Genomic DNA, 24,422 nt, shown 5'->3' on the forward strand with positions numbered 1-24,422 from the left:
GCCCGATCCGCATGCAGCCACAGGTTGGCTGCATCTGCTCGGAAATTTCTTGATCCGTGTCCTCGACCATCACCGGGAAACGCCACGATGAAAAACAGACATTCGACCCAGGTTTTCGCTGCCGCGGCAACCATCCTGTTTGCTGCCTGCACGTCGTTGGCGACGGCGAAACAGCCCAGTGACGCAGTGCTCGCGGCGCGCGTCGAGCATGTGCTGAAGACGGTGCCCTTGATCGATGGTCACAACGATCTTGCCTGGGAGATCCGGCAGCGCTACGGCAACGCATACGGTGCGGACCTGAGTGTCAGCACCGCGAACCTGCCGCCGAAGATGGAAGACGGCGAGATCGCGTCGCCGCTGATGACCGACATTCCCCGCCTGCACAAGGGGCATGTCGGCGGGCAGTTCTGGTCGGTCTGGATACCGACCAGGGTAGTCGGTCCGGAGGCGGTGAAGATGACCCTGGAGCAGATCGACATCGTGCGCAACATGGTGGCGCGTTATCCGAATGACTTGCAGATGGCGTACTCGGCAGATGACATCATGCGCGCGTTCAAGGCCGGTCGTGTCGCCTCGCTGATCGGCATCGAGGGTGGTCACCAGATCGACGACTCGCTGCCAGTGCTGCGCCAGATGTATGTACTGGGCGCGCGCTACATGACGCTGACGCATACGCTGGACAATGACTGGGCCGATTCAGCCACGGATGTACCGAAACATCATGGACTGACCCCGTTCGGGCGCGCCGTCGTGCACGAGATGAACCGCCTCGGCATGCTGGTCGATCTCAGCCACGTGTCGCCGGACACCATGCGCGATGCGCTGAAGACCTCGGCTGCCCCGGTGATGTTCTCGCACTCCGGTGCGCGCGCACTGGACGACCATCCGCGCGACGTGCCGGACGATGTGCTGAAGATGGTGGCTCGCAACCGCGGCATCGTGATGGCGACCTTTGCCACCGCGTATGTGTCCGATGCGTACAACCGTTGGTCGGCGGATCGGGCTGCCGAGCAGACCCGCTTCAACGCGCCGCCCTATGCCGGCCTCTATATCGGCCAGCCGGAGCGGGCGAAAGTTGCGCTGGCTGCATGGGATCGCGAGCATCCGAAGCCGGTGGTCACACTGGCGATGGTGGCCGACCACGTCGAGCACATCCGCAAGATCGCCAGCATCGATTGTGTGGGCATCGGTTCCGACTTCGACGGCATTCCCGACACGCCCGAGGGTCTGGAAGGCGTCGACAAGTACCCCGCGCTGTTCCGGGAACTTGCCCGTCGAGGCTGGAGCGACGCGGATCTGGCCAAGCTGGCCGGCGGCAACATGTTGCGCGTGATGCGCGAAGCAGCCGATGTGGCGAAGCGGCTGCAGGCCAGCGAGCCGCCGTCATCGGCGACGATCGAGCAGCTGGACAAGTGAGTGCAATTCGTCTCTGGCCCCTCAAGCTTGTTCTGGTCAATCCACTCGGCCACGGTCGTGAGATTTCCCGGGCTTGCTCGATGCGGGCCGAAGCTCAACCTGGAGTGATTCGATGAAACTCTTCAAGATCGCGGGAATGGCGGGGTTGGTCGCGATGACCGCCGCGCTTTGCGCCGGCCAGCCCGCGCCTTCTGCGCAGGCCCAGTCGCCTGCAACTCAATCTGTGCCGGCTACCGCCGAGCAACCCGAAGCGCATCCGCTTGACGCAGCAGACCTCTCGGCGTGGCTTGACGGAATGGTTCCCTATGCGCTCAAGAGCGGCGACATCGCCGGCGCCGTGGTGGTCGTGGTCAAGGGCGGCAAGGTGTTGTTCGAAAAAGGCTATGGCTATGCGGATGTCGCTGCCAAGGTGCCGATGGATGCCGGCACGACCATGATGCGCATCGGTTCGACCTCCAAGCTGTTCACCTGGACGGCGGTGATGCAGCTGGTGCAGCAAGGCAAGCTCGATCTTGACCGCAACGTCAATGACTATCTCGACTTCAAGATCCCCGAGACATTCGGCAAGCCGATCACCTTGCGCGACTTGATGAATCATCGCGCCGGCTTTGAAGAGGGGCTGAAGGACATCCTCGCCTATGACCCGACGCACCTTGAATCGAACGAAAAATACCTGAAGGATCATCCGCGCCCGATGTTGTTCCCGCCGGGCAAGGTGCCCGCGTATTCGAACTATGGTGCCGCGCTGGCGGGCTACATCGTGCAACGGGTGTCGGGCGAGCCGTATGAGCAGTATGTCGCGCAGCACATCTTCGAACCGCTGGGCATGACGCACTCCACCATGGTCCAGCCACTGCCTGCCAAGTTCGCGCCACTCATCGCGAAGGGCTACCGCACGGCGAGCGACGCCGCACCCACGCCGTTCGAACTGGTCATCACGTCGCCAGCGGGCAGCGCTTCTGCCAGTGCCGCCGACATGGCCCGCTTCATGCTCGCGCATCTGCAGCAGGGGAGTGTTGACGGACACGCGATCCTCGATCCGGCCACCACCGCCTTGATGCACAGCCCAAGCGAGTCCGAGCCGCCTGGCTTTGCAACGATGGCGCATGGCTTCTTCTCCGCGGCACAGAACGGAAGAACCGTGATTGGTCACGGCGGCGACACGATCGTCTTCCATACCGAACTGGACATGCTGCCGCAGGAAGGCGTGGGCATCTTCTACAGCTTCAACAGTCGCGGCAAGGATCAAGCCGTCTACGGTGCGCGCAAGGAGCTTTTTGACGGCTTCATGGATCGGTATTTTCCTGCCACTGCCACAGTCGAGCCACCGGTATCGAGCTCGGCCAGGAGCGACGCTCGGCAGATCGCCGGCCGCTACCAGAGCTCTCGCCGGGTTGAACATGGCTTTCTGAGTGCGCTCTATCTCTTGAGTCAAACCGTGATCACGGCAAATCCCGATGGCACGATCACCATGCCGGACGAGCTGGTTGGTGGACCGATCACCTTCCGTGAGATCGCCCCGCAGCTATGGCGCGAGGTGGGTGGCACGCACAAGCTGGCACTCAGCCATGTTGATGGCGTCAAGACCGTCAGCGACAGCGAAAATCCGATTTCCGTGCTGCAGGAGGCTTCCTTGCTGCACTCGGCGCCGCTGAACCTGACCGTGCTGACCCTGTCGCTTGTTGTCCTGTTGAGCACGCTGTTGCTGTGGCCACTCGGCGCTTTGCTGCGTCGGGCAGATCGTGCCACCAGCGGCGCGTCGACCGAGGTGAAGCGGCTGCGTCTTTACCAACGCCTCGCATTGGCTTTCGACGCTGTCTACCTGTTCGCGTGGTACAAGCTGATCCAGCCGATACTGAACAGTGACGTGGCGGTCTACAATAGCGCGCTCGACGGCGTGGTGCGCTCGTTGCAGGTCAGTGGACTGCTCGCCATCGCGGCCGCCGTGGTTGGCGTATGGGTGGCGTGGCGGATGATGCGTACCGACGCTTCGCGTCTGTCACGCATCTGGAGTGTGCTGGTTGCACTGGCCTTGCTTGGCGTGGTCTGGGTCGGCTTGATTGGCCAGCTGATGAGCTGGAATCTCAATTACTGAATTGGGCCGGCGCAATCGGTGGAACCCGCCGCGTCAGAATAGTTGCCGGGCGGGTTCAACTGCGCGTTGCAACGCGCGTTTGGATGATTGGTCGTACACGTGTTGCCAGATTCTGTAGCCTGATCTCTTTGCTCGGTCGCTGGTTGAGCTTGTCTTCAATCTGCTGAGTCCGTTCGTCCGAGAACGTGGGGATGTCGCCCCCTTGGGAGGTACTGACGCACCAGCTCATTGACGTTTTCGTTGCACCCGCGCTGCCACAACCTGTCTATTGCTCGCCAGATGCCGGGATCGCCCGGCGCTGGCGCTGATCTGGATCGCGATGGTGGCGCGCGGGCAATCAGCAGTGTTGTTGATGGGGTCGTGCGATCTCAACACTGAACCCGGCCCCCTGCCAGCTGCGTGCAGGGATGGTACACAGGCGCCTTCGGTGGGGCCCACTTGTCGCCACCATGATGAGGCGGACGATTCCCGTAGGGCGGTGCAACAGCACCCCAGTAGGCCGGGGCGTAATTGTCCACGGGTTGGGACAGCGCATCCCGGTACTGGTCGTTCTGCTGGCGCAAGGCGTCATTCTCCGCCTGCAGCCGGTTGCGCTCGGAAGCCTGGTCGAACAAGGCCTGCTGGTGCGCCTCGTCCGCACGCTGCTGCGCGGCGAGCGCTTCGTCCTGCTGGCGCTGCGCCTGTTCTTCCTGGGTCTGCTGATAGGCGGCCAGGCGATCCTTGTACAACGCGTCGAGGTGGCGGGCGTCGGCGTATTGCCGGGCCAGCTTGTCCTGGCCCAGGCGCAAGTAGCGGTCGATCACCTCGCTGTCGTCGGCCTGGTGCAGCAATTCGCCCTTGCCATCGGGGCACGGATGGTCCGTGTAGGCGACGGTTCCGCCCTGCGTGCACTTGTAGATGTTCTGCGCGGCGGCAGCGGGCGCCATCAGCAACAGCGCGATGGCCACGCCGCTCGCATATCGTCTGGCTATTGAAGTGTCCATGGCAGCGCTCACTCTGCGACAACACGGATTAACAAGGCGTGGATGGCAGACGAGTCCGCCGTCCTGCGGACCAGCTTGCACCGGGCTGCAACGACTGTCCAGCAACCCGCCGAGGATCAGCTCCGGCGCGGGATTTCCAGTCCGCGCTGAACTGCCGGGCGGGCCAATCCGCGATCCAGCCATGCAGGCACGTGCAGGAGTCGATCGTAGCCGACCAGTTCGCGCGCTTCATAGAACGTGATCAGGTTGCGGACCCAGCCCAGCGTGGCGATGTCGGCGATGCCATAGTCGTCATCCATGATCCAGCGCCGTCCGCGCAGGCGCTCGTCGAGCACGGCCAGCAGGCGCTTTGATTCGTCGACGTAGCGTGTCAGCGGGCGCTTGTCGGCGATGTTCTTGCCGGCGAATTTGTTGAAGTAGCCGAGCTGGCCGAACATCGGACCGATCGAGGCCATCTGGAAGAACACCCACTGGATGCATTCCCAGCGGCGCGCCGGCTCGGCCGGAATGAAGCGGCTGCTCTTGTCGGCCAGATACAGCAGGATCGCGCCCGATTCGAACAGCGCCAGTGGCTGGCCGCCCGGGCCAGCGGGATCGATGATCGCGGGGATCTTGCCGTTGGGGTTGAGCGACAGGAATGCCGGCGTGTGACTCTCGTTCTTCGCAATGTCGACCAGATGGGGCTCGTAGGCCAGTCCGGTCTCCTCCAGCATGATCGACACCTTCACGCCGTTGGGGGTGTTGAGCGAATACAGCTGGATGCGTTCGGGATGTTGCGCGGGCCAGCGCGCGGTGACGGGAAAGTGCGACAGGTCAGACAAGGTACTTTTCTCGATCATGGGTGAGGGAATGGCGCATGTTGGCCGATGACCCGGCAAGGTCGGGTGAAAGGCTGCCGCCGCATCGCGGATGCGTGGCATGAGAGGGACGCGACGCTTTCGGCATGTACGGACTGCGCTTCAATCCGCTGCATGCATGCGCCTGATGCGGACCGTGCTGCCACCCTCGAAAGTGACGACGAAGGTGGAGCCCTCGTGTTTCTGCGACTGCACCGGGATCGGGTCGGCGGCTTCGGCCGCCGCCAGCGCCTTTCGGTTGTAGGCGGCCGCTTGCCCGTCGGGAATCAGGGTCAGCGGCGGGCTCATCCGCACGAACGAGGTGAAGCGGCTGCCGCATTGCTGGCAGCCCGCCATCGAGCTGATCCATGGCAGTCGCTTGAGCCAGATGAAGTATTTGTTCTCGTGCTTGATCCAGATCCGGTATTCGCTGTTCTGCACCAGCGTGGTCGCGCCACCGGCGTCCCACACGCGCACGATGGCGGCCTGGCTGCAATCAGCGGTCGCGCATTCCTGCAACACCAGATACTCGTCGTCCGCCAGATGGATCGGTTGCACGCTGAGGATGTCGTCCTTGACCAGTGCCTGCGCCGGGAAGACCACCTGGGGCATGCGCGGGTCGACCTTGAAGTCCCCCGAAATGAGGTAGCCCCCGTGCGTCGAGGTATACGGCGCGGTTACCGTGATGCCCGGTAGGTTGGTCTGCGCAAATGCAGGAAGAGCGGCCAGGCACAGGCTCAACCCGATCACTGCCCCGGCGATCCTTCGTTCCTTCATTTCCCACCTCGTCGATCGAGGACGCTGCCGCCGCGCGGCCTCGGCGGGCACGATGCCTTCTCTCGCAGGATACCCCAGCCGATGGCTGCAACTGCTGACGCACGGTCGTCAGCGCCGCCGTGCACGCTTGCTCGAGGGGGACGGCTGGTTCATGGTGCAGCGGATGCTTCAGCGGCACTCCGCGTCGCGGCGTTGCGCCAGGCCTGCAAGCCGATCGCCGCCAGCACCACGAAGCCGGCGTACAGCACCGAGGTGATCAGCAGATGCTTGTAGATGTATTCGCCGACATAGATCACGTCGACCACGATCCACAGCCACCAGGCGGCGACATGCCGGCGGCCCTGCCACCATTGCGCGACCAGGCTGAACGCGGTCAGCGCGGCGTCGAGCCAGGGCAGGGCGGCGTCCGTCCAGCGGTGCATGGAGTAGCCGAGCACGATGGCCGCGAGTGCGCCGATCGCCACATGGCCGATGGCCTGCGCGCGTGGCAGTGGAGCGATCTGGACGCGGCCGTCGTCACCCAGGTTCTGCAGCCAGCGGCGCCAGCCATAGACGATCAACCCGGCGAAGGCCAGTTGCAGCAGCGCGTCGGAATACAGCTTCGCATCCACGAAGATCCAGCTGTAAATCAGCACCGACAGCAGTCCGATCGGCCAGCACCACGACCGTCGTCTGGCCGTCAGCCAGACCGCCCAGGCGCTGATCAGCGCGCCGACGAGTTCGATCCAGGCCATCAGAATGCGTAGCTCGCGGAGAGACGTGCCAATCGCGGCGCGCCCGGGAAAAGATAGCTGTCTCCGCCGGAGGTACCGGTGTCGCGCCAGTAAAAGTGGTTGAACACATTGTCCACTGACAGGCGCCAGGTCAGCGCGTGGCCGTTCCACCGCGTGGCATAGCGCAGGCCGGCGTCGAACACATGGTACGCCGGCACACGCACCTGCCCGTCCGGGGTGGCGACATTGGACGAGGCATAACGCCAGCCGCCGAGCAAACTCAGCTTTGGCGCAAACGGCAGCCGGTAGTCGGCGTATACAGCGCTGCGGAAGCGCGGCACGTTGACCACCTGGTGGCCTTCGTACGATGGCGTGCCGGTGCTTTCGGCGCGTGCCTGGATCCAGCTGGCACTGGCGACCACGTTGAGGTTGTCGCTGAGCTTGCCGTGTGTGCCCAGCTCCAGTCCGGTGTGTACCTCCTCGCCGTGCTGCACGAAGGTGAAACCCTCCGGCGTGCCGTCCGGCTGCGCGAACTGGTAGGGCTGGTGGATGCGGTAGAGCGCAGCGGTGAGGTCCAGCGCGTCATTGGCCTGTACCTTGACGCCCGCTTCGACCTGTCGCGACAGGCGCGGGCCCAGCGTGGTACCGCCATTGCTGGCCCAATACGGTGCCTGGATGCCCAGCGAAAGTCCTTCGCTGTAGCTCAGGTAGACGGTGGTTGGCGCGTTCGGTTGCCACAGCACGGCGGCCTGCGGCAGTGCCTTGCTCAGACGGGTGTCGCGTTCCGGGGCACCGGTGTCGTCGTAACTGCGTTCGTGCAGACGCACGAAGCGTTCGCCGGCGACCAGCTGCCAGTGCTCGCCGAGGTGGACGCGATCCAGCGCGAACAGCGAATGCTGCCAGCTGGTGAGCCGGCGCACCGAGGGACCGGGCTGGTTGGGCGAGGGCGCGAAGTACGGCGGATCGACCTCGTCGATATTGGCGGTGCCGACGTAGTCGTACACGTACGCACGGTTGTCGATGGTGCGGCGGAATGCGCTGGCGCCGATGCTGACATCGTGGCTCAGCGCACCCGTATCGAGATGGCCCTCAAGCACGGCGCGCGCCTCGTCGCTGACGCGGGTGTCGTCGGGGCTGCGGAAGTCGTAGACGTCGTAGTCGCCGTTCGGGGCGAAGAAGTATCCCGGCGTGGCGCCGCTGGCGCAGTCGGATGAATAGAAGCAGCCGTAGGCGAACGCCACGTTGTCGTCGATCGCGCTGCGGCTGTGGCCGCCGGCCATGCGCAAGCGCCAGTCGTCGTCGAGCATGTAGTCGAAGCGCAGGCTGCTGTTGGACGACTTGATGCCGACCGGCTGCTGCCACGGCTCGAAACCGAGCATGCGCGAGCTGTCCGGATGGGCGGGAATTGCGGTGCCGCCAAGCAACTGGTAGCCGGATACCGAACGCTGGCCGCTGGTCTGGTAGTCGCTGTCCAGTTCCAGCGTGGCGCGCTCGCTGATCTTCCAGTCGGCTGCCAGCGCCAGCATGCTGCGCCGGCCATCGGCGTGCTGTACGTACGAATGGATCGCCTCGTGCGCCGCGTTCACGCGCAAGCCGAACGCCGGCGTCAGCCAGCCACCGACATCGATGGCAGCATAACGGGAGCCGTGCGAGTCGGTACCGATGGTCACCTCACGCACCTCGGCCGGTCGCTTGCTCACGTAGTTGACCACGCCACCCGGCTCCATCACGCCGGCCTCGATCCCGGCCAGGCCCTTGAGGACCTCCACGCGCTGGCGGTCCTCCAGCGGAACCTTCTGCTCGCCGGTGATGCCGAGGTTGTTGCCGCGAAAACCCGTGGCCGGGTCCAGCGGATAACCGCGGATCGTGATGTCCTGGTAGTAACCCACGGGTGCGTAGTTGTCGCCGAGCGAAGCGTCCTCGCGAGCGAGCTCGCTGAGCGTACGGATCTGGCGGTCATCCAGTTGCTGGCGGGTGACCACGGTGACCGCGGCTGGCGTGTCGTGCAGCGAGGCGTTGCCATAGCTGTCGATCGCGGTGTCGTGCCGGTCTCCGGGCGCGCGTGCCTGCACATGCACGGTGCCGAGGTTGGTCGCCTGCGCTGCGCCGGTTGGCTCGGTGTGCCGAGGGGGAGCGGGTTGCACGTCGGTGGCATGTGCGGGATGGGCCGCGCCGAGCGTGGCGAGCAGGGCAAGAACAAGGGGGGTGCGTGTCATCGTCGTCTTCCATTGCAGACGAAGCGACGGCGAGCCGACACGCCCGCTGGACGCATCGACTCTGCAAGCTCCCTACGCCGGTACAAACCGGATCAGGTTCCAAGGGACTCTCTCAGCCCGGCAACGCCGGGCACCCCCGCTTCAAGAATGCATATTGAACCACGAATGGCGGGGCAATGGCTCAGGCGCAGTCGCGGATGGCCTGCAGCATGGTTTGCCCGGCGGGCGTGAGGAACCAGCCGGCGTGCCCGCGCAGGAAGGTGTCGTAGGCGACATCGGCGCTTTCGCTCGAATGCGTGATCGCGTGGAAGTACTCGACCTCGGACAGCGCGAAATCCACGTGGACCAGCGGCAGCAGGTCGGCCAGCAGGCGAATGTCATCGCCTTCCAGCGGGCGTATCCGGCGATAGTCTTCGATCAGCGCGCAGGCGATGTCGGGATGCGCCGCCGCGTCGCCGGTGTCCAGCGCCAGCCAGGCGATCGCGTTGCGCTCGATCGAAGTGGCCAGGTCGAACAGCGCGCAGTTCGCGGCGGCCAGGCCGAAGTCGAGCACCGAGGCAATGCTCGCGCCATCGCCCGGGTCGCTCCAGCACAGGTTCGAGACGTGCCAGTCGCCATGGGTCCATAGCCGCGGCTCGCGTGTCAGCCGTGGCTGGACCTTGCCGTGCCAGGGAGCGAGCAAGGCGGCGAGATCGTCCTGCCAGTCACGCTGGCGCAGGTAGTCGGCCAGGCCGGGGCGTTGCGGCAACTGCGCGCGCAAGCTGGCCACGGGGTCGGGAGCGGCGATCAACTCGCTGCGTGCCACGAGGATGTGGGTGTCGCGTTGCGCCGCGTCGTAACCCGTGCTCGCGTCGTGCAAGGCGGCGAGCATGCGGCCGGCGCTGCGCGCGTGTGCGCGGCTGGTCAGCGGCTGCCACGAAACTGTCTCGCGATACAGGTCGATGCCGGCGGCGCGCTGATGGACTTCGTACACCCAGTCGCCCAGCGCCACCACCGAAGCACCGTCGACATCCTGCAGCACGACCGGTATCGGCACGCCGTGGTCGCGCAGGTGCGCCATGAAGCGGTGCTCCTCACCCAGCGTGGCCGCGGAACGCACACGGCGGTGATGGCGCTTGACGAAAAACTCCCCCTGCCGCGTTTCGACCAGGCAGGCCGCCGACAGCGGACGCGGACTGTGCCACGCAATGCGCAGCGGCGGGCCCGGTTGCGAGTAACGCCACAACAACGACTCGAGTTCGGACGGTGTCAGCGCCGGCCAGTCCGGCGCGATTTCATCGCCGGCCAGTCCGTGCACGAGGTGATCGGGATTCATGGGAAGCGCGGGTGACCTTGCAGACGGACAGGCTGGATTATCGCCGATGGGCACGGCCACTGCTTTCGGCGCGAGCCGGTATCGCGTCTAATGACAACTCATCCCGGGACTTGCCGTGATTCCATGAGCGCATTGCTGTTGCTGTTCGTGTGCCTGATCCTCGGCGTGCTGGTGGCGCGATTCGCCAAGCCGCCGGCGGGCATCGTACCGGGCATCAACTGGTGGGTACTGAACGTGGCGCTGGCCGCGCTGGTGCTGGAGTTGATCCCGAAGCTGAAGTTCGACGCGCAACTGTGGTTTCCGGTGGCGGCGATGTGGCTCACCTTCGGTGGGGCCTGGTTGCTGTTCGGACTGCTCGGCCCACGCATGGGTTGGTCGCGACAGCGTACCGGCGCGCTGATCCTGGTCTGCGGCTTGGGCAATACCGCCTACATGGGCTACCCGATGATCCAGGCCCTGCATGGCAAGGCCGGGCTGGCGCTGGCGGTGGTGGCCGACCAGCTCGGGGCGTTCCCGGTGCTCGCGTCCGCCGGCATCGTGGTGGCCTCGATCTATTCCGGACGCACGCCGCAGCCGCGCCTGATGCTGCGCCGCATTCTTTCATTTCCTCCGTTTCTGGCGCTGTTGCTGGGTATCGTGGTGGGCCGGCTCGGCGGCTGGCCGAGCTGGCTGGATGGCGTGTTCGCGCCGATCGGAGCCACGCTGACCCCGCTGGCACTGTTTTCGGTCGGACTTCAGTTCAAGTTCCACCCGGGTCAGCGGCAGTTCGGTGCGGCGAGTTGGGGGCTGGGCTGGAAACTGCTGGCGGCCCCGCTGCTGTGCTGGCTGCTCGGGACCGTGGCCGGGGTTGGCGGACTGGTGCTCACGGTCGGCGTGCTGCAGGCGGCGATGGCGCCGATGGTGTCGGCGGCGATCCTGGCCGACGAGTACGGCCTGGAACCGACCCTGGCCAATACCGTGCTGGGCGCCGGCATCGTGCTGTCGTTGCTGACGGTGCCGCTGGGCAACCTCCTGATTGGTGGCGTGGCCCCGTGATGGCGCTTGCGTCCGGACTGCGCTGCATCGAGACTGGGCACGGGATTCTCGGGGGCAGGGGCTCGCGTCATGTCAGGCTTTGAGCTGATCCGGCGATTTTTCGGCAGTGAACATGGCGAGCGCCGCGCGGCACCGCGCAGTGGCGTGCCCAGGGAAGCCCATATTCTGGTGGTGGACGATTCGGCGACCATCCGGGCCGTGCTCGGCAAGATGTTGAGCCAGGACGGCCATGTGGTGCTCAAGGCGGCCGATGGCGAGGCAGCGCTCGAGCTGGCTCGCACCGAACTGCCGGACCTGATCTTCCTCGACATCGTGATGCCGGGCATGAACGGCTTCGCGGTACTGCGCGCGCTGCGCCGGGAGGCGCTTACCCACCACATCCCGATCGTGATGATCAGCGGCAACCTGCAGGCCACCGAGCAGTTCTACGTGCAGCGTTTCGGCGCCGACGATTTCATGAAGAAGCCTTTCGGCCGCAGCGAAGTGTTCGCGCGCATCCAGCACCTGACCCAGGCGGGTCGACTGGTGGTTCGCCCTCGCGCCAGCGCGCCGACCTTGCCGGCGGAGCCGGCGCTCACGCCGGACGAGCATGCCGCCATTCCGGACATCGCCATGCCCGATCCGCAGCACATGGTGCCGCCGCAGGGCGAAACATCCTGACCCGTCTGGTCGAGCAGCCGCCGTCATGACGCAGCCGGATTCCATGCCCTCCGAATTGCGCGTCGATGTGTGGCTGTGGGCGGCGCGTTTTTTCAAGACCCGCAGCCTGGCGCGGCAGGCGATCGAGGCGGGCCGTGTCGAGGTCAATGATGCCGGTTGCAAGCCGGCCAAAGGCTTGCGCGTGGGCGATCACCTGCGCGTGGGTCGCGCCGAGGAACGCCTGGAAGTATCCATATTGGCCCTGTCTGCACGACGCGGACCGGCCAGCGAGGCGCAACATCTGTATCGCGAAACCGATGTCAGTCGCGCCGCGCGGGAGGCTCTGCGCGAACAGCGTCGATTGAGCGGCGCAGCGTTCGATCACCCGCCGCGTCGCCCCGACAAGCAGGCCCGACGACAGTTGCGGAAGATCAAGGACTTGCGTTGAGAAGTTCGGGCTGAGCAGTGCGTCGCACATTGCCGCAACCATCTGCGCAAGCATGCACGCATATCCCCGAGGTGCGCCGATCGCGCATCTCCCGCTACCCGGAGAGCCTGCATGGACGGACTGGTACGTATGAGTGGCATCGGTTTCATCAAGCGGCTGCTGGGTGGCCACTCGGCCGAGGCGCAGCATGTGCAGACCACCCACGGTGCGCGCATGCTGGTGGTGGACGATTCGCCCACGATCTGCGCCGTGCTCGGCAAGATGCTTGGCCAGGACGGCTACCACGTGCTCAAGGCCACCGACGGGGCCGCCGCGATCGAGCTGGCACGGAGCGAACCGCCGGCGCTGGTCTTTCTCGACGTGGTCATGCCCGGCATGAACGGTTTCAGCGTGCTGCGCGCGCTGCGCCATGATCCGCTGACCCGCGATATCCCGATCATCATGATCAGCGGCAACCAGCAGGCCACCGAGCAGTTCTACCTTCAGCGTTACGGTGCCGACGATTTCATGAAGAAGCCGTTCGACCGCGACGACGTGTACGAGCGCATCGGCCATCTGGTGGCGTGCGGCCGACTTCCCGCGCGCGAAGCCTCGACCGGGGTCAACACGCTGCTGTCCGCGTTGTCGGCGGAAGCGCTGGATGCCATTCCGGACATCGCCATGCCGGATGCGAGCGAACACGATACCGCCGTCAGACCGCTGGCCCATTCGCCGATGGCCCTGCACAAGGTGGCCTGATCACCGCAACCGCGCCGACTTGCATCGCACCCGTGATGGAACGACGGCTCCCCTGATGCCCGGCGCAGTCGCCTGAAGCCTCTTGTTTCGGTCGTCGGCCTGCCTGGCGGCGACGGACGCTCCTGCCCGGATCAGGTCATTCGCGCTTGACGTTTTCCAGCATGGCCGGCCTCTGCGTAAGATCGAAGCCATTGGCCGGGAAACCCAACGAAAGATGAATGTGCCGCGGCGGCACGTGTCGGCGCGATTCCGCCGTGCGCGTTTTTCAACGGGCCAGGTGCGTGAACGGCGCTGGGGGATGAGGGGGCCACGCTGGATGGATGGTTCGACGTTTCCTGGAGCCCACGAAATCCCTGGGGTATCGAACCGGCTGGCCGCTCATCAGGAATGGCATCGTCGGTCCCTGCAGCGTACCGCTGCTTCACGTCAATCCACCATGAGGTCCTTGCCCATGAACACGAAGTCGATGATTCGTTCCAGCCTGATCGGATGCATTCTCGCCGCTGCGCTGGTTTCCGGCGCCGTCATGGCGCAGTCCGCGACACCCGATCAGACCGTTGCGGGCCACCCGCGCGTCAATGAGGTGAACCAGCGGCTCGACAACCAGCAGAACCGCATCCAGAACGGCGTGGCCAAGGGCCAGGTCAACGCCAAACAGGAAGCACGCGACGAGAGGCACGATGCCAACATTGCACAGCGTGAAAGCGCAGACGAGGCAAGGCACAACGGCCACCTGACCAAGCGCGAGCAGCACAACCTCAACAAGTCGGAGAATCGCAACAGCCGGCATATCCGCAAGCAGCGGCACTGATATCCCGGGCTGCGGCAATTTGAATCTTTTGCTGCGGGATCAGGAGCCTCTCCGGCTGCGGGCGGAGAGGCTCTCGTGTTTCATCGCTCGCTGCAGCGCGGTCGATCAACCCGCTGCTTCATGTGATCAGCGTGCCGATCGGCAGAGGGACGCGCAGCAAAGCCAGCCATGATGGGTCTGGGCGATCAGGGCAGCAGTGATTTCAGATGGTACAGGCGATCGATCGCCTGACGTGCGCTGAGCTCATCCAGATCCATTGCAGCGAGTGCCTGTTCGACGGCGCTGGCGCGAGGTCGTTCAAACAGGCCCAATTGTGGAGATTCCCCTGCATTGGATCGGGCACCGGTCGCCTGGCTCGCAGGATGGTTTTCCAGTTCGGCCAGGGTGCGCCTGGCGTCTGCGATAACGGACTTGGGCAGGCCGGCCAGCGCGGCGACCTGCAGACCGAAGCTGCGGTTGGCAGGGCCTTCCTTCACCGCGTGCATGAAGACCAGTTGTTCGCCCCGCTTTTGATCGTGAAGCTCGACCGCATCCAGATGCACGTTGGCGATCGTTGGAAATTCACTGGCCAGTTCGGTCAACTCGAAATAGTGCGTGGCGAACAGGGTATAGGCGCGGCAGTGGCGTGCCAGGTGCACGGCGGCGGCGCGCGCCAGCGACAGGCCGTCGTAGGTGCTGGTGCCGCGGCCCACTTCGTCCATCAGGACCAGGCTGTCGGCGGTCGCGTTGTGCAGGATGTTCGCTGTCTCGCTCATCTCCACCATGAAGGTGGACTGGCCCCGCGAGAGGTCGTCGCCGGCACCGATGCGGGTGAAGATGCGGTCGATCGGGCCGATCACCGCACTCGCCGCCGGCACGTAGCTGCCGATGTGCGCCAGCAGCACGATCAGCGCGTTCTGCCGCATGTACGTCGACTTGCCGCCCATGTTGGGGCCGGTGATGACCAGCATGCGGCGGCTGTCGTCGAGCTTCAGGTCGTTCGGCTCGAACGGTTCGTCGCGGACTTTCTCGACCACCGGATGGCGGCCGCGTTCGATCGTGACGCCGGGTTCGTCGGTGAGCTCGGGCGCGCTCCAGTCCAGCGCTTCGGCCCGTTCGGCCAGGGTCGCCAGCACATCGAGTTCGGCCATCGCGGCGGCGGCGGCTTTCAGCGGTTCGAGTTTTTCGGTGAGCGTGTCCAGCAGCGCCTCATACAACGCGCGCTCGCGCATCAACGAGCGCTCCTTCGCCGACAGCACCTTGTCCTCGAACGTCTTCAGTTCCTCGGTGATGTAGCGCTCGGCATTCTTCGTCGTCTGCCGCCGCGTGTAATGCGTAGGCGCCTTGTCCGACTGCGCCTTGGTGATCTCGATGTAGTAGCCGTGCACGCGGTTGTAGCCCACCTTCAGCGTGCTGATGCCGCTGGCGGCCTTCTCGCGTTCCTCCAGTTCGACCAGGTACTGGTCGGCATGGGTGGACAGGCGGCGCAGTTCGTCCAGTTCCGCGTCGTAGCCGTCCGCGATCACGCCGCCGTCGCGCTGCAGCACCGGCGGCTGTTCGACCACGGCGCGGGCGAGCAGGGCGGCCCTGTCGGCGTGGTCGCCGATGCGCTCGACCAGGACGTGCAGCAGCGGGCTGTCCAGCGCAGCGATCTGCTCTCGCAATACCGGCGCCGCGGCGAGGCCATCGCGCAGGGTGGACAGGTCGCGTGGTCGCGCCGAACGCAATGCGACGCGGGCAAGGATGCGCTCGAGGTCGCCGATGCCACGCAGCTGTTCGCGCAGCGAGTCGTAGCGGCGGCTGTCGATCAACATGCCGATCGCCTGATGGCGCTTTCGCAGCAGTTCGCGCGAACGCAGCGGCCGATTCAGCCAGCGACGCAGCAGGCGTGCGCCCATTGGCGTCACCGTCTCGTCGAGCACGCCGAGCAGGGTATGTTCGGTACGGCCGCTGGGATGCGTGTCCAGTTCCAGGTTGCGGCGTGTGGCGGCATCCAGCGCGATCGTCTCGCTGGCGCTCTCCACCGCCATGCCGGTGAGGTGCGGCAGCGCACTCTTCTGGGTCTCCTCGACATAGCCAAGCAGGCAGCCGGCCGCGGCGGTGGCGAGCGGCAGGTTGTCCACGCCGAAACCGCCGAGATCGCGGGTGCCGAAGAAGCGGTTGAGCTCACGCTTCGCCGCATCGCGGTCGAAGTGCCACGGCGGCCGTTTGCGCAAGCCGGGCAGGTTGCCGACGAGTTTCGGCCAGGCGACGCTTTCGTCGACCAGGGTTTCGGCCGGCTGCAGCCGGGCCAGTTCGGCGGCCAGCGCTTCGGCATGCGGCACTTCGCTGAGCAGGAAGCGGCCGCTGCTGAGATCGACCCAGGCCAGCCCATAAGCGCCGTTCGTGCCGGCAGCGATGGCCAGCAGCAAGTTGTCGCGACGTTCTTCCAGCAGCGCCGCATCGGTCACCGTGCCGGGCGTCACGATGCGTACCACCTTGCGTTCGACGATGCCTTTGGCCAGTGCCGGGTCGCCCATCTGCTCGCAGATCGCCACCGATTCGCCGAGCCGCACCAGTCGCGCGAGGTAATTCTCCGCCGCGTGATACGGCACGCCAGCCATCGGGATCGGCGCGCCGGCCGACTGTCCACGCTGGGTCAGCGTGATGTCGAGCAGCCGCGCCGCCTTGCGCGCGTCGTCGTAGAACAGCTCGTAGAAGTCGCCCATGCGGAAGAACAGCAGTACCTCCGGATGCTCGGCCTTGGCTGCGAGGTACTGGCGCATGAACGGGGTGTGCTTGGATATATCTTCGTGGCTCATGCGATCAGGATTGGAACAGGCAACAACACGGTGAACGGCTCGCCGGACCGGCAAGTGTGCAAAAGTAGGGAGCGAGTCTGGCACGGTCCACCGGCGCAGGCCAATCGAACGACGGTGATGGCGCCCGACGGCGTTCGTGGATCAGGTCGGGATCGGCAATTCAATGACTTTTCGTGGAATCAGTCATTTGTCGGGAGGAATGTCCACGCGGTCGTGGCGAGGCCACCTTTTGGCCGAGTCAGATCGGCGAGCACGAACCCGGGTTCTGGCCGGCCTGATCGACCGGTCGACACCCAGCCAATGTCGGAAGCCGAGTCCGCACGAGCCTTGAACGGCGTCACGTGCCTGGAGACGTGAATCGCTGGGCGGATGCGCCCGAGGTTCCGCGGGAAGAGCCAACCTTCACGTCGGCAAGTCGGTCTCGCGCTGAATCCGGGCTTTTGCATCGAGCGGTCCACGCTGACCGAACCGTCGTCGGATCCGCTCCGGGTTGTGCGCCGGCAGTTGCATGCTGATGAGCATTTCGGAGACTGTCTGAGACAGCAGCTGCCTCTTCTCCCGTTGTCGACCCAGGCGCGCGGTAAAGACCGCATACATCACCAATAACGTGGCGAAGGCCAGCGCGTTTGCCATGGCTCCCGCAGTCTGGTGAATCACGTAACCCAGCATCGGCAGAACGGCGGCGAATGCCACCAGACAGAGCAATGCATCGCGTGGCTTCAGGCCCGCGTCCATCAACAGGTGGTGGATGTGGCCTCGATCTGCCGTAAAGGGAGACTCTCCACGGTGCATGCGTCGAAACATCACGGTCAAGGTGTCAAATATGGGCAGCGCGACGCACCAAAGCACCAGTCCGGGTGAAATCTGCCGCGGCGTGCTCTGGCTCAAGCCGATCAACGACCAGGCCAGCAGGTATCCAAGCATGACGCTGCCTGCGTCGCCCAGAAATACCTTGCCCCTGGGGCCAAACATGCCCAGGTTGGCGGCGAGGTAGGGGAGCACGGCAGCGGCGATTACTGCAACCGAAGCCAGTTGCGCAGTCGATCCACTGCGATTGCTGAGAAATTCGATGCTGGCTGCAGCAACCAGTGTCAGACATCCGGCCAGGCCGTCGATGCCATCGATGAGGTTGAAGGCATTCAACAGGCCGATGACCGCGACCACCGTAAACGGGATCCCCAGCCACCCGAGCGTCAGTTCGTGACCGTGCAGGTTGCCCAGCGAATGGATATAGACGCCCGAGCTGATCACGACGGTGGCAATGGCGGCAAGCTGGGCGATCACCCGCACCGAGACCCGGAGGTTGAACAAATCGTCGGCGACGCCCACCACGACCAGCATCAGTGCGGTACAGACAACGGCATCTTCGAACTTGCTGAACGTGCCTGCGTACCACCACCCGGCCAGCATGCCGACGGCGATGGCGAGGCCGCCGACGAGCGGTGTGTTGAAGGCGTGTCTCTTGCGGACTTGGTCGGGGTAATCAACCAGGCCCAGCTGTCGACTCAGCGGCAGCAGGAACAGAAGGGAGACGGCCGATACGCTTGTGGCCAGCGCGCAGGCGTCGAATATCCGCGGATCGAACGTCATAGGAATCCTGCAGTTTGGTACGTCGCCGGCAGGTTCGACGCCTTCAGGCGTTAAAACCGCGGGCGCGTCGTTCGTTGACACTGTTGAAGCCGATCCAGACCTCGATGCGAACGGCTTCAATAATTGAACACTCTGTGATGGTCAGCTTCTTTTGCGGGGCGCTCGGGCGATTTCAATGCGCGTTGCCGCCGCTGCAACAGCATGGCTACTTGCTGTTGTTGATGTAGTACTGGCTTGAAGCTGTCGCGCTCAAGGCGCTGGTGAGAGGCAGCAGCTGACTCATGAAGCGATTCCAGCGGGTGACTCCGGCGGCGCTGGCGAACACCACGTCACCGGGTCTGACCACGAAATTGTCGGCCAGCGCAAAGGCGGAGGGTGACTTGGCATCCAGTTCGTAAACGGTGGGTTCCTGAGTGGTGCCTTGTTTGTTGAGGGCGCCGCGTACCACGTACACCATGCCCCTGGAAGTGATCTCGTTGAGGCCGCCCGCCTGCCCCAGTGCCTGGGTCAACGTAAGGTGGGACGTCGTGAAGCGGAGCGCCTGCGGGCGAAGCACCTCGCCCATCACGTAGACTTCCTGGTTGAAGTTGTAGGGAAGATATATGCGATCACCCGCCTGCAAATAAACTGTCTGCACGTGCACGCCAGCCCCGGGAAGCGTATTCAGATCGAGATGGTAGGTTTGGCCATCCCGCGTCAGCACCACATCGGAGAGATCGGCATTCTGGCTGTTCACCCCGGCCACGCCGATGGCCTCTCCCAGCGTCAACGGCACGCCGGTAAGCGGTTGCGGGCCTGATTTCACGAAGGCCCCTTCCATCGACACATGTTGACTGGCGTAATTCTCGATGCTGACGTCCACCAGCGGATTCTTGATGAAGTGCGCAAGGCCGGAAGCAATGCTCTGTCGAGCCTGTTCAATGGTCTTGCCGGCGACTTTCAGCACGCCCGCATAGGGGAAGTACACGGTTCCGTCAGGCCGGACCAAACGCCCGTTGGCGGCGGTCTGCTGTTGCTGGCCTGCAGGTGAAGTCAGCTCGGGGTGGTCCCACACCGTGATGTAAAGCGAGTCGCCAGGGCCGATCCGATAGGGCTCGGGGCGGTAGTTCAGCAAGGCGGTCGGAATCGTGGATGTGGATGTCGAAACTGCGTCCGCGTGCTGTTCCTGCGTTTCGAGCAGGGTCGGTGTGATCGAAACGAGCTTCACATAGCCGTTTTCGCTACTGCCGGACGAGCTCTTTGTCATGGATTGGCCGGGTGCCCAGACGCAGCTGCTGAGCAAGGCCACCAGGAAAAGGCAGATCAAGCCGCGAATCAACCCGATTGGCGACCTCATGAGCCGCTTCGCTTGGCGACGCCTGTCAATCGCAAGGTGTTCCACGCGTCGATTGCCTGCGGCCCCGGCATCCCGGTGCCTGCCCCGCACATCACGCATTGCCGCAAGGTGGCCGTCAGCGGACGCCCGGGACCCGACCTCCTCGACCAAGGTGCGCCGGGGCTGACTTCTGATGATGACGCAAGAAAGCGGTGCGACGTGGCATCGCAGTGTCGAGATCGCGGAAATCAGGTCTTTGGCCATGTCGACAACTCCTCGATCACGGTTAGGGTCAGGTAAAAAATACGATACCGAGCCCATTTACTAATCCACCCTTTAGCTACTTTTGTCCAGTGAACCTGAGGTTGCACAATTTAATTCATATTCATGGTTGTGTTTGATTGGTGATGATTTTAGTGAGCCAGAAGACGTGAAATTTAATTCGTATTCATGATGGCGTTCAGCTGGCGATAATTTTATTAAACCTTAACTTTCCGGGTTTCTAATTCGGTCTTGACAAATTTATCTTGCCGGGTGCAAATGCGCCGTTGGCAAGGCGCATGCAGCATCACAACATCGTAACGGGCCAATTCGCAAAAGATTTCGCCAAATTGTTTGAAACGTAATTGTTTGCGTCATTTCACAATCGATTAAGGCGGCGTGGATTTGGTGGATTTGAACGTGTGATTCGCGGTTGAGCCAAGGCGTCACCAGTCGTCGACGGCCGTTCTGGAGCGCACTGGATGCTACGGTACCCTTGTCGGATTTTGTTTTTTGCCGGCCGCGGAGCGGCGCATAAATATTGATTGTCGAGATAATGAGTACAAATGCGGGTTAGCCATGAAATTACGCTGGCTGCATATTGCGAAGACATGAATGGATTGTCTGGAGGGATTGTTTCCTCCTTGCACGCCGGGCCTTCCGTACGATGATGAATTGCAAATGTGCGGTACGTACCCGATGCATCGACGCCGAGACGTGGCTGGTGTCGCTGGAGGCGCAAGACCAGATGCGCCGTTTGTTCAAGCTGCCAGCCGGGTGCGCACGCGTTTCGCCGACGTACTCATTGCAGTGGAGCCGAGGTTGCCGAGATTCATGGCATGGCCTCGATCGCAAGCCGGGTGTCGGCGCCGTCGTTCGATTGTCTTCAATTGATCAATCTTTGGAAGCAAGGACCACTGCAGCCATTCGCGTGATCAGCTTCCCTTTGGAGAATATCCAATGAAAGCCATCGGTGGTCCCAGGATTCAGGTTCAGCCTGAAGATGAAATCGATCCGCGTGCCTTGCTTGGCATGCTGCTGGATCACAAATGGCCGATCATCAAGATGACCCTGGGGTTTCTTGTGCTCGGCCTTGCCTACGTCCTGGCGGTGACGCCGCAGTACGAGGCCAAGGCGATGGTGCAGGTCGAGCAGGCGCCCAACTTGCCCGGGTTGACCCTCGCGGAGCAGCAGGGTGGCGCGTCGAGTCCTGCCGCTGCCGACGCGAAAGCAATACTCACTTCGCAATCCGTGATCGGACAGGCGGTGCGGAATCTGCGTCTCTATATCGAGACAAGTCCATACCGGGTCCCGCTTATCGGGAGTCTGGCTGCCCGCATCCATGGTTCCGGAACATCGACGGACGTCGGTGCACCCTGGTTCGGACTGAGCAGTTACGGATGGGGCGGTTCGCAACTTGAAATGGAACGGCTCGACGTTCCAAACAGCCTGCTCGGGCAGGATCTGACATTGACGGCGGACAAGGGCGGTACATACGTTCTGACCGAGGACAGTGACATTCCATTCAGCCCGGGCCTGGTGCTGTTGCGGGGCCGCGTGGGGCAGGTTGCCACGGGGTCGGGCGTGACCATGCTCGTCAAGACCCTGCGGGCGAATGCGGGCATGCGCTTCCACGTGGTGCGCAACGATGTAATGACCACCATCGCGAGAATGCAGAAAGCGGTCCTGACCAGCCAGCCTGTGCCGGACTCCAACATCATTTCCCTGAGCTTCGACAGTGCAGAACCGCAGATGGCGGTCAACGTGCTCGACCAGATCGTCAACGCGTTCCTTGCACAGAATGTAGGGCGCAATTCCGCACAGGCGTCCAACAGCCTGAAGTTCGTGAAGCAGCAATTGCCGGAGGTGAAACGGAAACTGGCAGCCGCACAATCCGCACTGAGCGCCTTTCAGCTCAAGGCGCATTCGGTGGATGTGCCCATGCAGACACAGAATCTGCTGAGCGAACTTGCGTCGATCAACACCAATATCGACCAGCTCAACACGCAGAAGGTCGAGGTGGAGCGGCTTTACACGCCCGAGCATCCCGCCTATGAGGCGGTCACGCGGCAGATAGGACAGCTGCAAGCGCGGCGAGCCTCAATCGAGCAGCAGATGACCACGCTTCCCGACACGCAACGCCAGTTGTTGAGCCTCAACGGAAACGTCCAGGTGCTGAACAATACATATACCAGTCTGCTCAACGAGGTGCAGCAGCTTGAGCTCGCGCAGGCTGGTACGGTGGGTACCGCACGTATCGTGGATACGCCCGAGGTTGACGTCAGCAGGCCGGCGAAACCGAGAAAGCTCCTGACCATACTCGGATGCGCCTTTGTCGGAGCATTCCTTGCTGTGGCGCGCGTTTTCCTGAAGGAAATGTTTCGGCGCGGCCTGGAGGACCCAGCCGAGATCGAGCAGCTTGGAGTGCAGGTTTATTCCGCAATTCCATTGAGCGAGCGACAGATCGAGCTGGCGCAAAACCGCCCGCGCCTTCTCGGGAAAGGTCGTTCCGCGTTGCTGGCTATCGCCGCCCCTGACGACGTGGCGGCCGAGGCCATGCGCAGTTTGCGTACCAGCCTGCGATTCACCCAGTTGGGGGCCTCCGACAATCGCCTGATGGTCTGCGGCTCCAGCGCCCAGACAGGGAAGACCTTCGTGGCAGCCAATCTCGCGGCGGTCAACGCACAGGCCGGGCTGCGGGTGTTGCTGATCGATGCCAACATGCGCGACGGCAACTTGCACAAAGTGCTTGGAGTCCGCGCGGAATACGGCCTGTCCGAGCTGCTTGCCGGCGAACTGGAGGTCGCCGACGCCATCTGTTCCGTCGAAGGCCTGGAAGGTCTGGATTTCATCCCGAGCGGTGGCAAGCCTTCCAATCCGTCGGAGCTGCTGATGCGGCCGTACTTCGGCACGTTGCTGAGGCGGCTTTCGCCGGCCTACGACCTCATTGTCATCGACAGTCCGCCCATTCTGGCCGTCACCGATGCCGCAATCATCGGGCATAACGTGGGCACCAGTCTGCTGGTGGTGCGTTTCGGGCTCAACCAGTCGCGGGAAGTCGAGTTGGCCATGCAGCGGTTCGAACAGGCCGGGGTGAGTATCAAGGGCGTGGTATTCAACGGCATGGAGAAGCGCAGTGGCGGCTTTTCCACTTACGCTGCCCTCGGGTACGGCTTAGTCTCATGATCGATGCCAAGACCACGGGCCTGGTTGAGCTCGTGCCACGCAAGCCGGTCATGAATGGGCCGACGCCGCGCGGTCGACCGGGTTTCGTTTCCGACACCTATTTCGATGCAGCTGTGCAGGAAATGGAGGCGATCGGCTTGCGCGTGCAGTTGCAGGCGCATCCGGGGTCTGCGCCCTTTGGGGTGTTGTCTGGCCGAACCGGTTCGAGGTTTTTCCTGCTCCCTGCGCGTCCGCGGGCGGTCAGCGCAGCTTCGCTGGCTCTGGTCCAGCCGGTGCGTTTCGCTCCGCGCGCGGTCAAGGGCCTGGCTATCGTCGGGGCCCGCCTCGGCCTGACCAGATTCTTGCTGCCGCGCCAGGTACACATTTCCGGGGCGAGCGACTTCGCGCGCATGGTTGACTGCGGTGCCCGTCACTGTGCGTTCCTGACGGGCACTCCCAGCCCACACCGCAAATTGAGCGCGCAACTGATGGACGACACCGGTCGCATCAGGGCCTACGCGAAAGTGTCGCTCAATCCTGCCGTGCATGCGTTGCTTGTGCGCGAAGCGGAAACCTTGCGATTTCTCGGTGCAATCGGCCTGAAATCGGCGTGGATTCCGCGTGTCTTGCTCAGTGAGGTACGCGGTGGCACCGCGATTCTCGCAACGGATACGGTCAGGACGACAGGTGCCAGCTGCATGACTGATCTTGACGCGTTGCATCTGACCTTCCTCGAGGAGCTGGTCATTCGAACGGCATCCAGGTGGGCCAGAAGCGGGGTGTCTTTGCTCGGCGACTGGGCCGCGCAAGTCGAGCGTCTCGGAGATCATCTGGCGCAGCCGTGGCGACAGCGCTTCGATCGCGCAATCAAGATTCTGTCAACCGAGCCACAGCTCATTTCGTCACGAGGTCTGGCACACGGCGATTTCACTCCGGTCAATTCATTCCGGCAACACGGTTGTCTGTGTGTCTTCGACTGGGAATATGCGGGCGACGCGTACCCTGCCGACTACGATCTGATCTGCTATCTCGATGCCGTGGCGAGGCTCGGCGGCATTCGGTCGGCCTCCCTGGCCGCCACCCTCGAACACCGGCTGGTCAGCGAATTGGGACGTTCTCCAGTCGAAGCAAATCGGCGTTTGATCGCTTTCTTTTGCGTGCACGCGCTGCGCGGTGCAGGACGGCAACCGCGCTGTGCCGGATTGATGTCGAACTGGGAGGGTGAAAACGAGGCTGCGCGCACGCTCGACGCGCTTCTATGCCGGGCGTTTGAATCTTGAGCAAGTGGA

At 63.6% G+C, this 24,422-nt stretch carries 18 protein-coding genes and 1 riboswitch; of the genes, 9 read left to right on the forward strand and 9 right to left on the reverse strand.

The window, feature by feature from the left end:
• Positions 1 to 87 precede the first annotated feature (87 nt).
• Entirely contained in the window at positions 88 to 1,416 is a 1,329-nt protein-coding gene (locus B0E47_RS09550; protein WP_077514025.1) for a dipeptidase, read from the forward strand.
• A 112-nt stretch (positions 1,417 to 1,528) separates the two neighbouring features.
• Positions 1,529 to 3,511: a serine hydrolase domain-containing protein gene (locus B0E47_RS09555; protein WP_077514026.1), complete on the forward strand. Its 1,983-nt coding sequence runs from the start codon at positions 1,529 to 1,531 to the stop codon at positions 3,509 to 3,511.
• A gap of 368 nt (positions 3,512 to 3,879) precedes the next feature.
• Here B0E47_RS09555 and B0E47_RS09560 read toward each other — a convergent pair whose 3' ends face one another.
• The 6 genes from B0E47_RS09560 to B0E47_RS09585 form a co-directional block, all read right to left on the reverse strand.
• Positions 3,880 to 4,494 carry a DUF4124 domain-containing protein gene (locus tag B0E47_RS09560; protein WP_077514027.1) on the reverse strand — a complete coding sequence of 205 codons (615 nt, stop codon included), beginning with the start codon at positions 4,492 to 4,494 and terminating at the stop codon, positions 3,880 to 3,882.
• A 116-nt stretch (positions 4,495 to 4,610) separates the two neighbouring features.
• Complete coding sequence (locus tag B0E47_RS09565; protein ID WP_077514240.1) at positions 4,611 to 5,315, reverse strand: glutathione S-transferase N-terminal domain-containing protein; 705 nt, start codon at positions 5,313 to 5,315, stop codon at positions 4,611 to 4,613.
• 138 nt (positions 5,316 to 5,453) lie between these two features.
• Entirely contained in the window at positions 5,454 to 6,107 is a 654-nt protein-coding gene (locus tag B0E47_RS09570) for a hypothetical protein (protein WP_077514028.1), read from the reverse strand.
• Between the two features lie 149 nt (positions 6,108 to 6,256).
• On the reverse strand, positions 6,257 to 6,841 hold the full coding sequence (gene pnuC, locus B0E47_RS09575) for a nicotinamide riboside transporter PnuC (RefSeq protein WP_077514029.1): 585 nt from the start codon (positions 6,839 to 6,841) through the stop codon (positions 6,257 to 6,259).
• Complete coding sequence (locus B0E47_RS09580; RefSeq protein ID WP_077514030.1) at positions 6,841 to 9,036, reverse strand: TonB-dependent siderophore receptor; 2,196 nt, start codon at positions 9,034 to 9,036, stop codon at positions 6,841 to 6,843. Before B0E47_RS09580 ends, pnuC begins: the two co-directional genes overlap by 1 nt.
• Before the next feature lie 52 nt (positions 9,037 to 9,088).
• A riboswitch (TPP riboswitch) is annotated at positions 9,089 to 9,184 on the reverse strand.
• 33 nt (positions 9,185 to 9,217) lie between these two features.
• Positions 9,218 to 10,351 (reverse strand): phosphotransferase, encoded by a 1,134-nt coding sequence (locus B0E47_RS09585; protein ID WP_077514031.1) that lies wholly within the window; start codon positions 10,349 to 10,351, stop codon positions 9,218 to 9,220.
• 123 nt (positions 10,352 to 10,474) lie between these two features.
• Between B0E47_RS09585 and B0E47_RS09590 the strand changes: the two genes are divergently transcribed.
• From B0E47_RS09590 to B0E47_RS09610, 5 genes are all read left to right on the forward strand, one after another.
• Complete coding sequence (locus B0E47_RS09590) at positions 10,475 to 11,386, forward strand: AEC family transporter (protein ID WP_174566974.1); 912 nt, start codon at positions 10,475 to 10,477, stop codon at positions 11,384 to 11,386.
• A 69-nt stretch (positions 11,387 to 11,455) separates the two neighbouring features.
• On the forward strand, positions 11,456 to 12,046 hold the full coding sequence (locus B0E47_RS09595) for a response regulator (protein ID WP_077514032.1): 591 nt from the start codon (positions 11,456 to 11,458) through the stop codon (positions 12,044 to 12,046).
• Positions 12,047 to 12,071: 25 nt separating this feature from the next.
• Positions 12,072 to 12,473: a S4 domain-containing protein gene (locus B0E47_RS09600; protein ID WP_077514033.1), complete on the forward strand. Its 402-nt coding sequence runs from the start codon at positions 12,072 to 12,074 to the stop codon at positions 12,471 to 12,473.
• Between the two features lie 111 nt (positions 12,474 to 12,584).
• Positions 12,585 to 13,211, forward strand: coding sequence for a response regulator (locus B0E47_RS09605; protein WP_077514034.1), 627 nt, complete (start codon positions 12,585 to 12,587; stop codon positions 13,209 to 13,211).
• Between the two features lie 451 nt (positions 13,212 to 13,662).
• Positions 13,663 to 14,022 (forward strand): hypothetical protein, encoded by a 360-nt coding sequence (locus B0E47_RS09610; RefSeq protein WP_077514035.1) that lies wholly within the window; start codon positions 13,663 to 13,665, stop codon positions 14,020 to 14,022.
• A gap of 185 nt (positions 14,023 to 14,207) precedes the next feature.
• Here B0E47_RS09610 and mutS read toward each other — a convergent pair whose 3' ends face one another.
• The 3 genes from mutS to B0E47_RS09625 form a co-directional block, all read right to left on the reverse strand.
• Positions 14,208 to 16,802: a DNA mismatch repair protein MutS gene (gene mutS, locus B0E47_RS09615; RefSeq protein WP_077514036.1), complete on the reverse strand. Its 2,595-nt coding sequence runs from the start codon at positions 16,800 to 16,802 to the stop codon at positions 14,208 to 14,210.
• A gap of 402 nt (positions 16,803 to 17,204) precedes the next feature.
• Entirely contained in the window at positions 17,205 to 18,392 is a 1,188-nt protein-coding gene (locus B0E47_RS09620) for an MraY family glycosyltransferase (RefSeq protein ID WP_077514037.1), read from the reverse strand.
• 205 nt (positions 18,393 to 18,597) lie between these two features.
• Positions 18,598 to 19,971, reverse strand: coding sequence for a polysaccharide biosynthesis/export family protein (locus B0E47_RS09625; protein WP_343124529.1), 1,374 nt, complete (start codon positions 19,969 to 19,971; stop codon positions 18,598 to 18,600).
• A 957-nt stretch (positions 19,972 to 20,928) separates the two neighbouring features.
• On the opposite strand from B0E47_RS09625, the gene B0E47_RS09630 reads away from it, so the two are divergent.
• Entirely contained in the window at positions 20,929 to 23,154 is a 2,226-nt protein-coding gene (locus tag B0E47_RS09630) for a polysaccharide biosynthesis tyrosine autokinase (RefSeq protein ID WP_077514038.1), read from the forward strand.
• Positions 23,151 to 24,413: a phosphotransferase gene (locus B0E47_RS09635; protein WP_077514039.1), complete on the forward strand. Its 1,263-nt coding sequence runs from the start codon at positions 23,151 to 23,153 to the stop codon at positions 24,411 to 24,413. The genes B0E47_RS09630 and B0E47_RS09635 overlap by 4 nt, the downstream gene beginning before the upstream one ends.
• Positions 24,414 to 24,422: the final 9 nt, after the last annotated feature.

The sequence above is a fragment of the Rhodanobacter sp. B05 genome (genome assembly GCF_002001085.1).
Lineage (GTDB): Bacteria > Pseudomonadota > Gammaproteobacteria > Xanthomonadales > Rhodanobacteraceae > Rhodanobacter.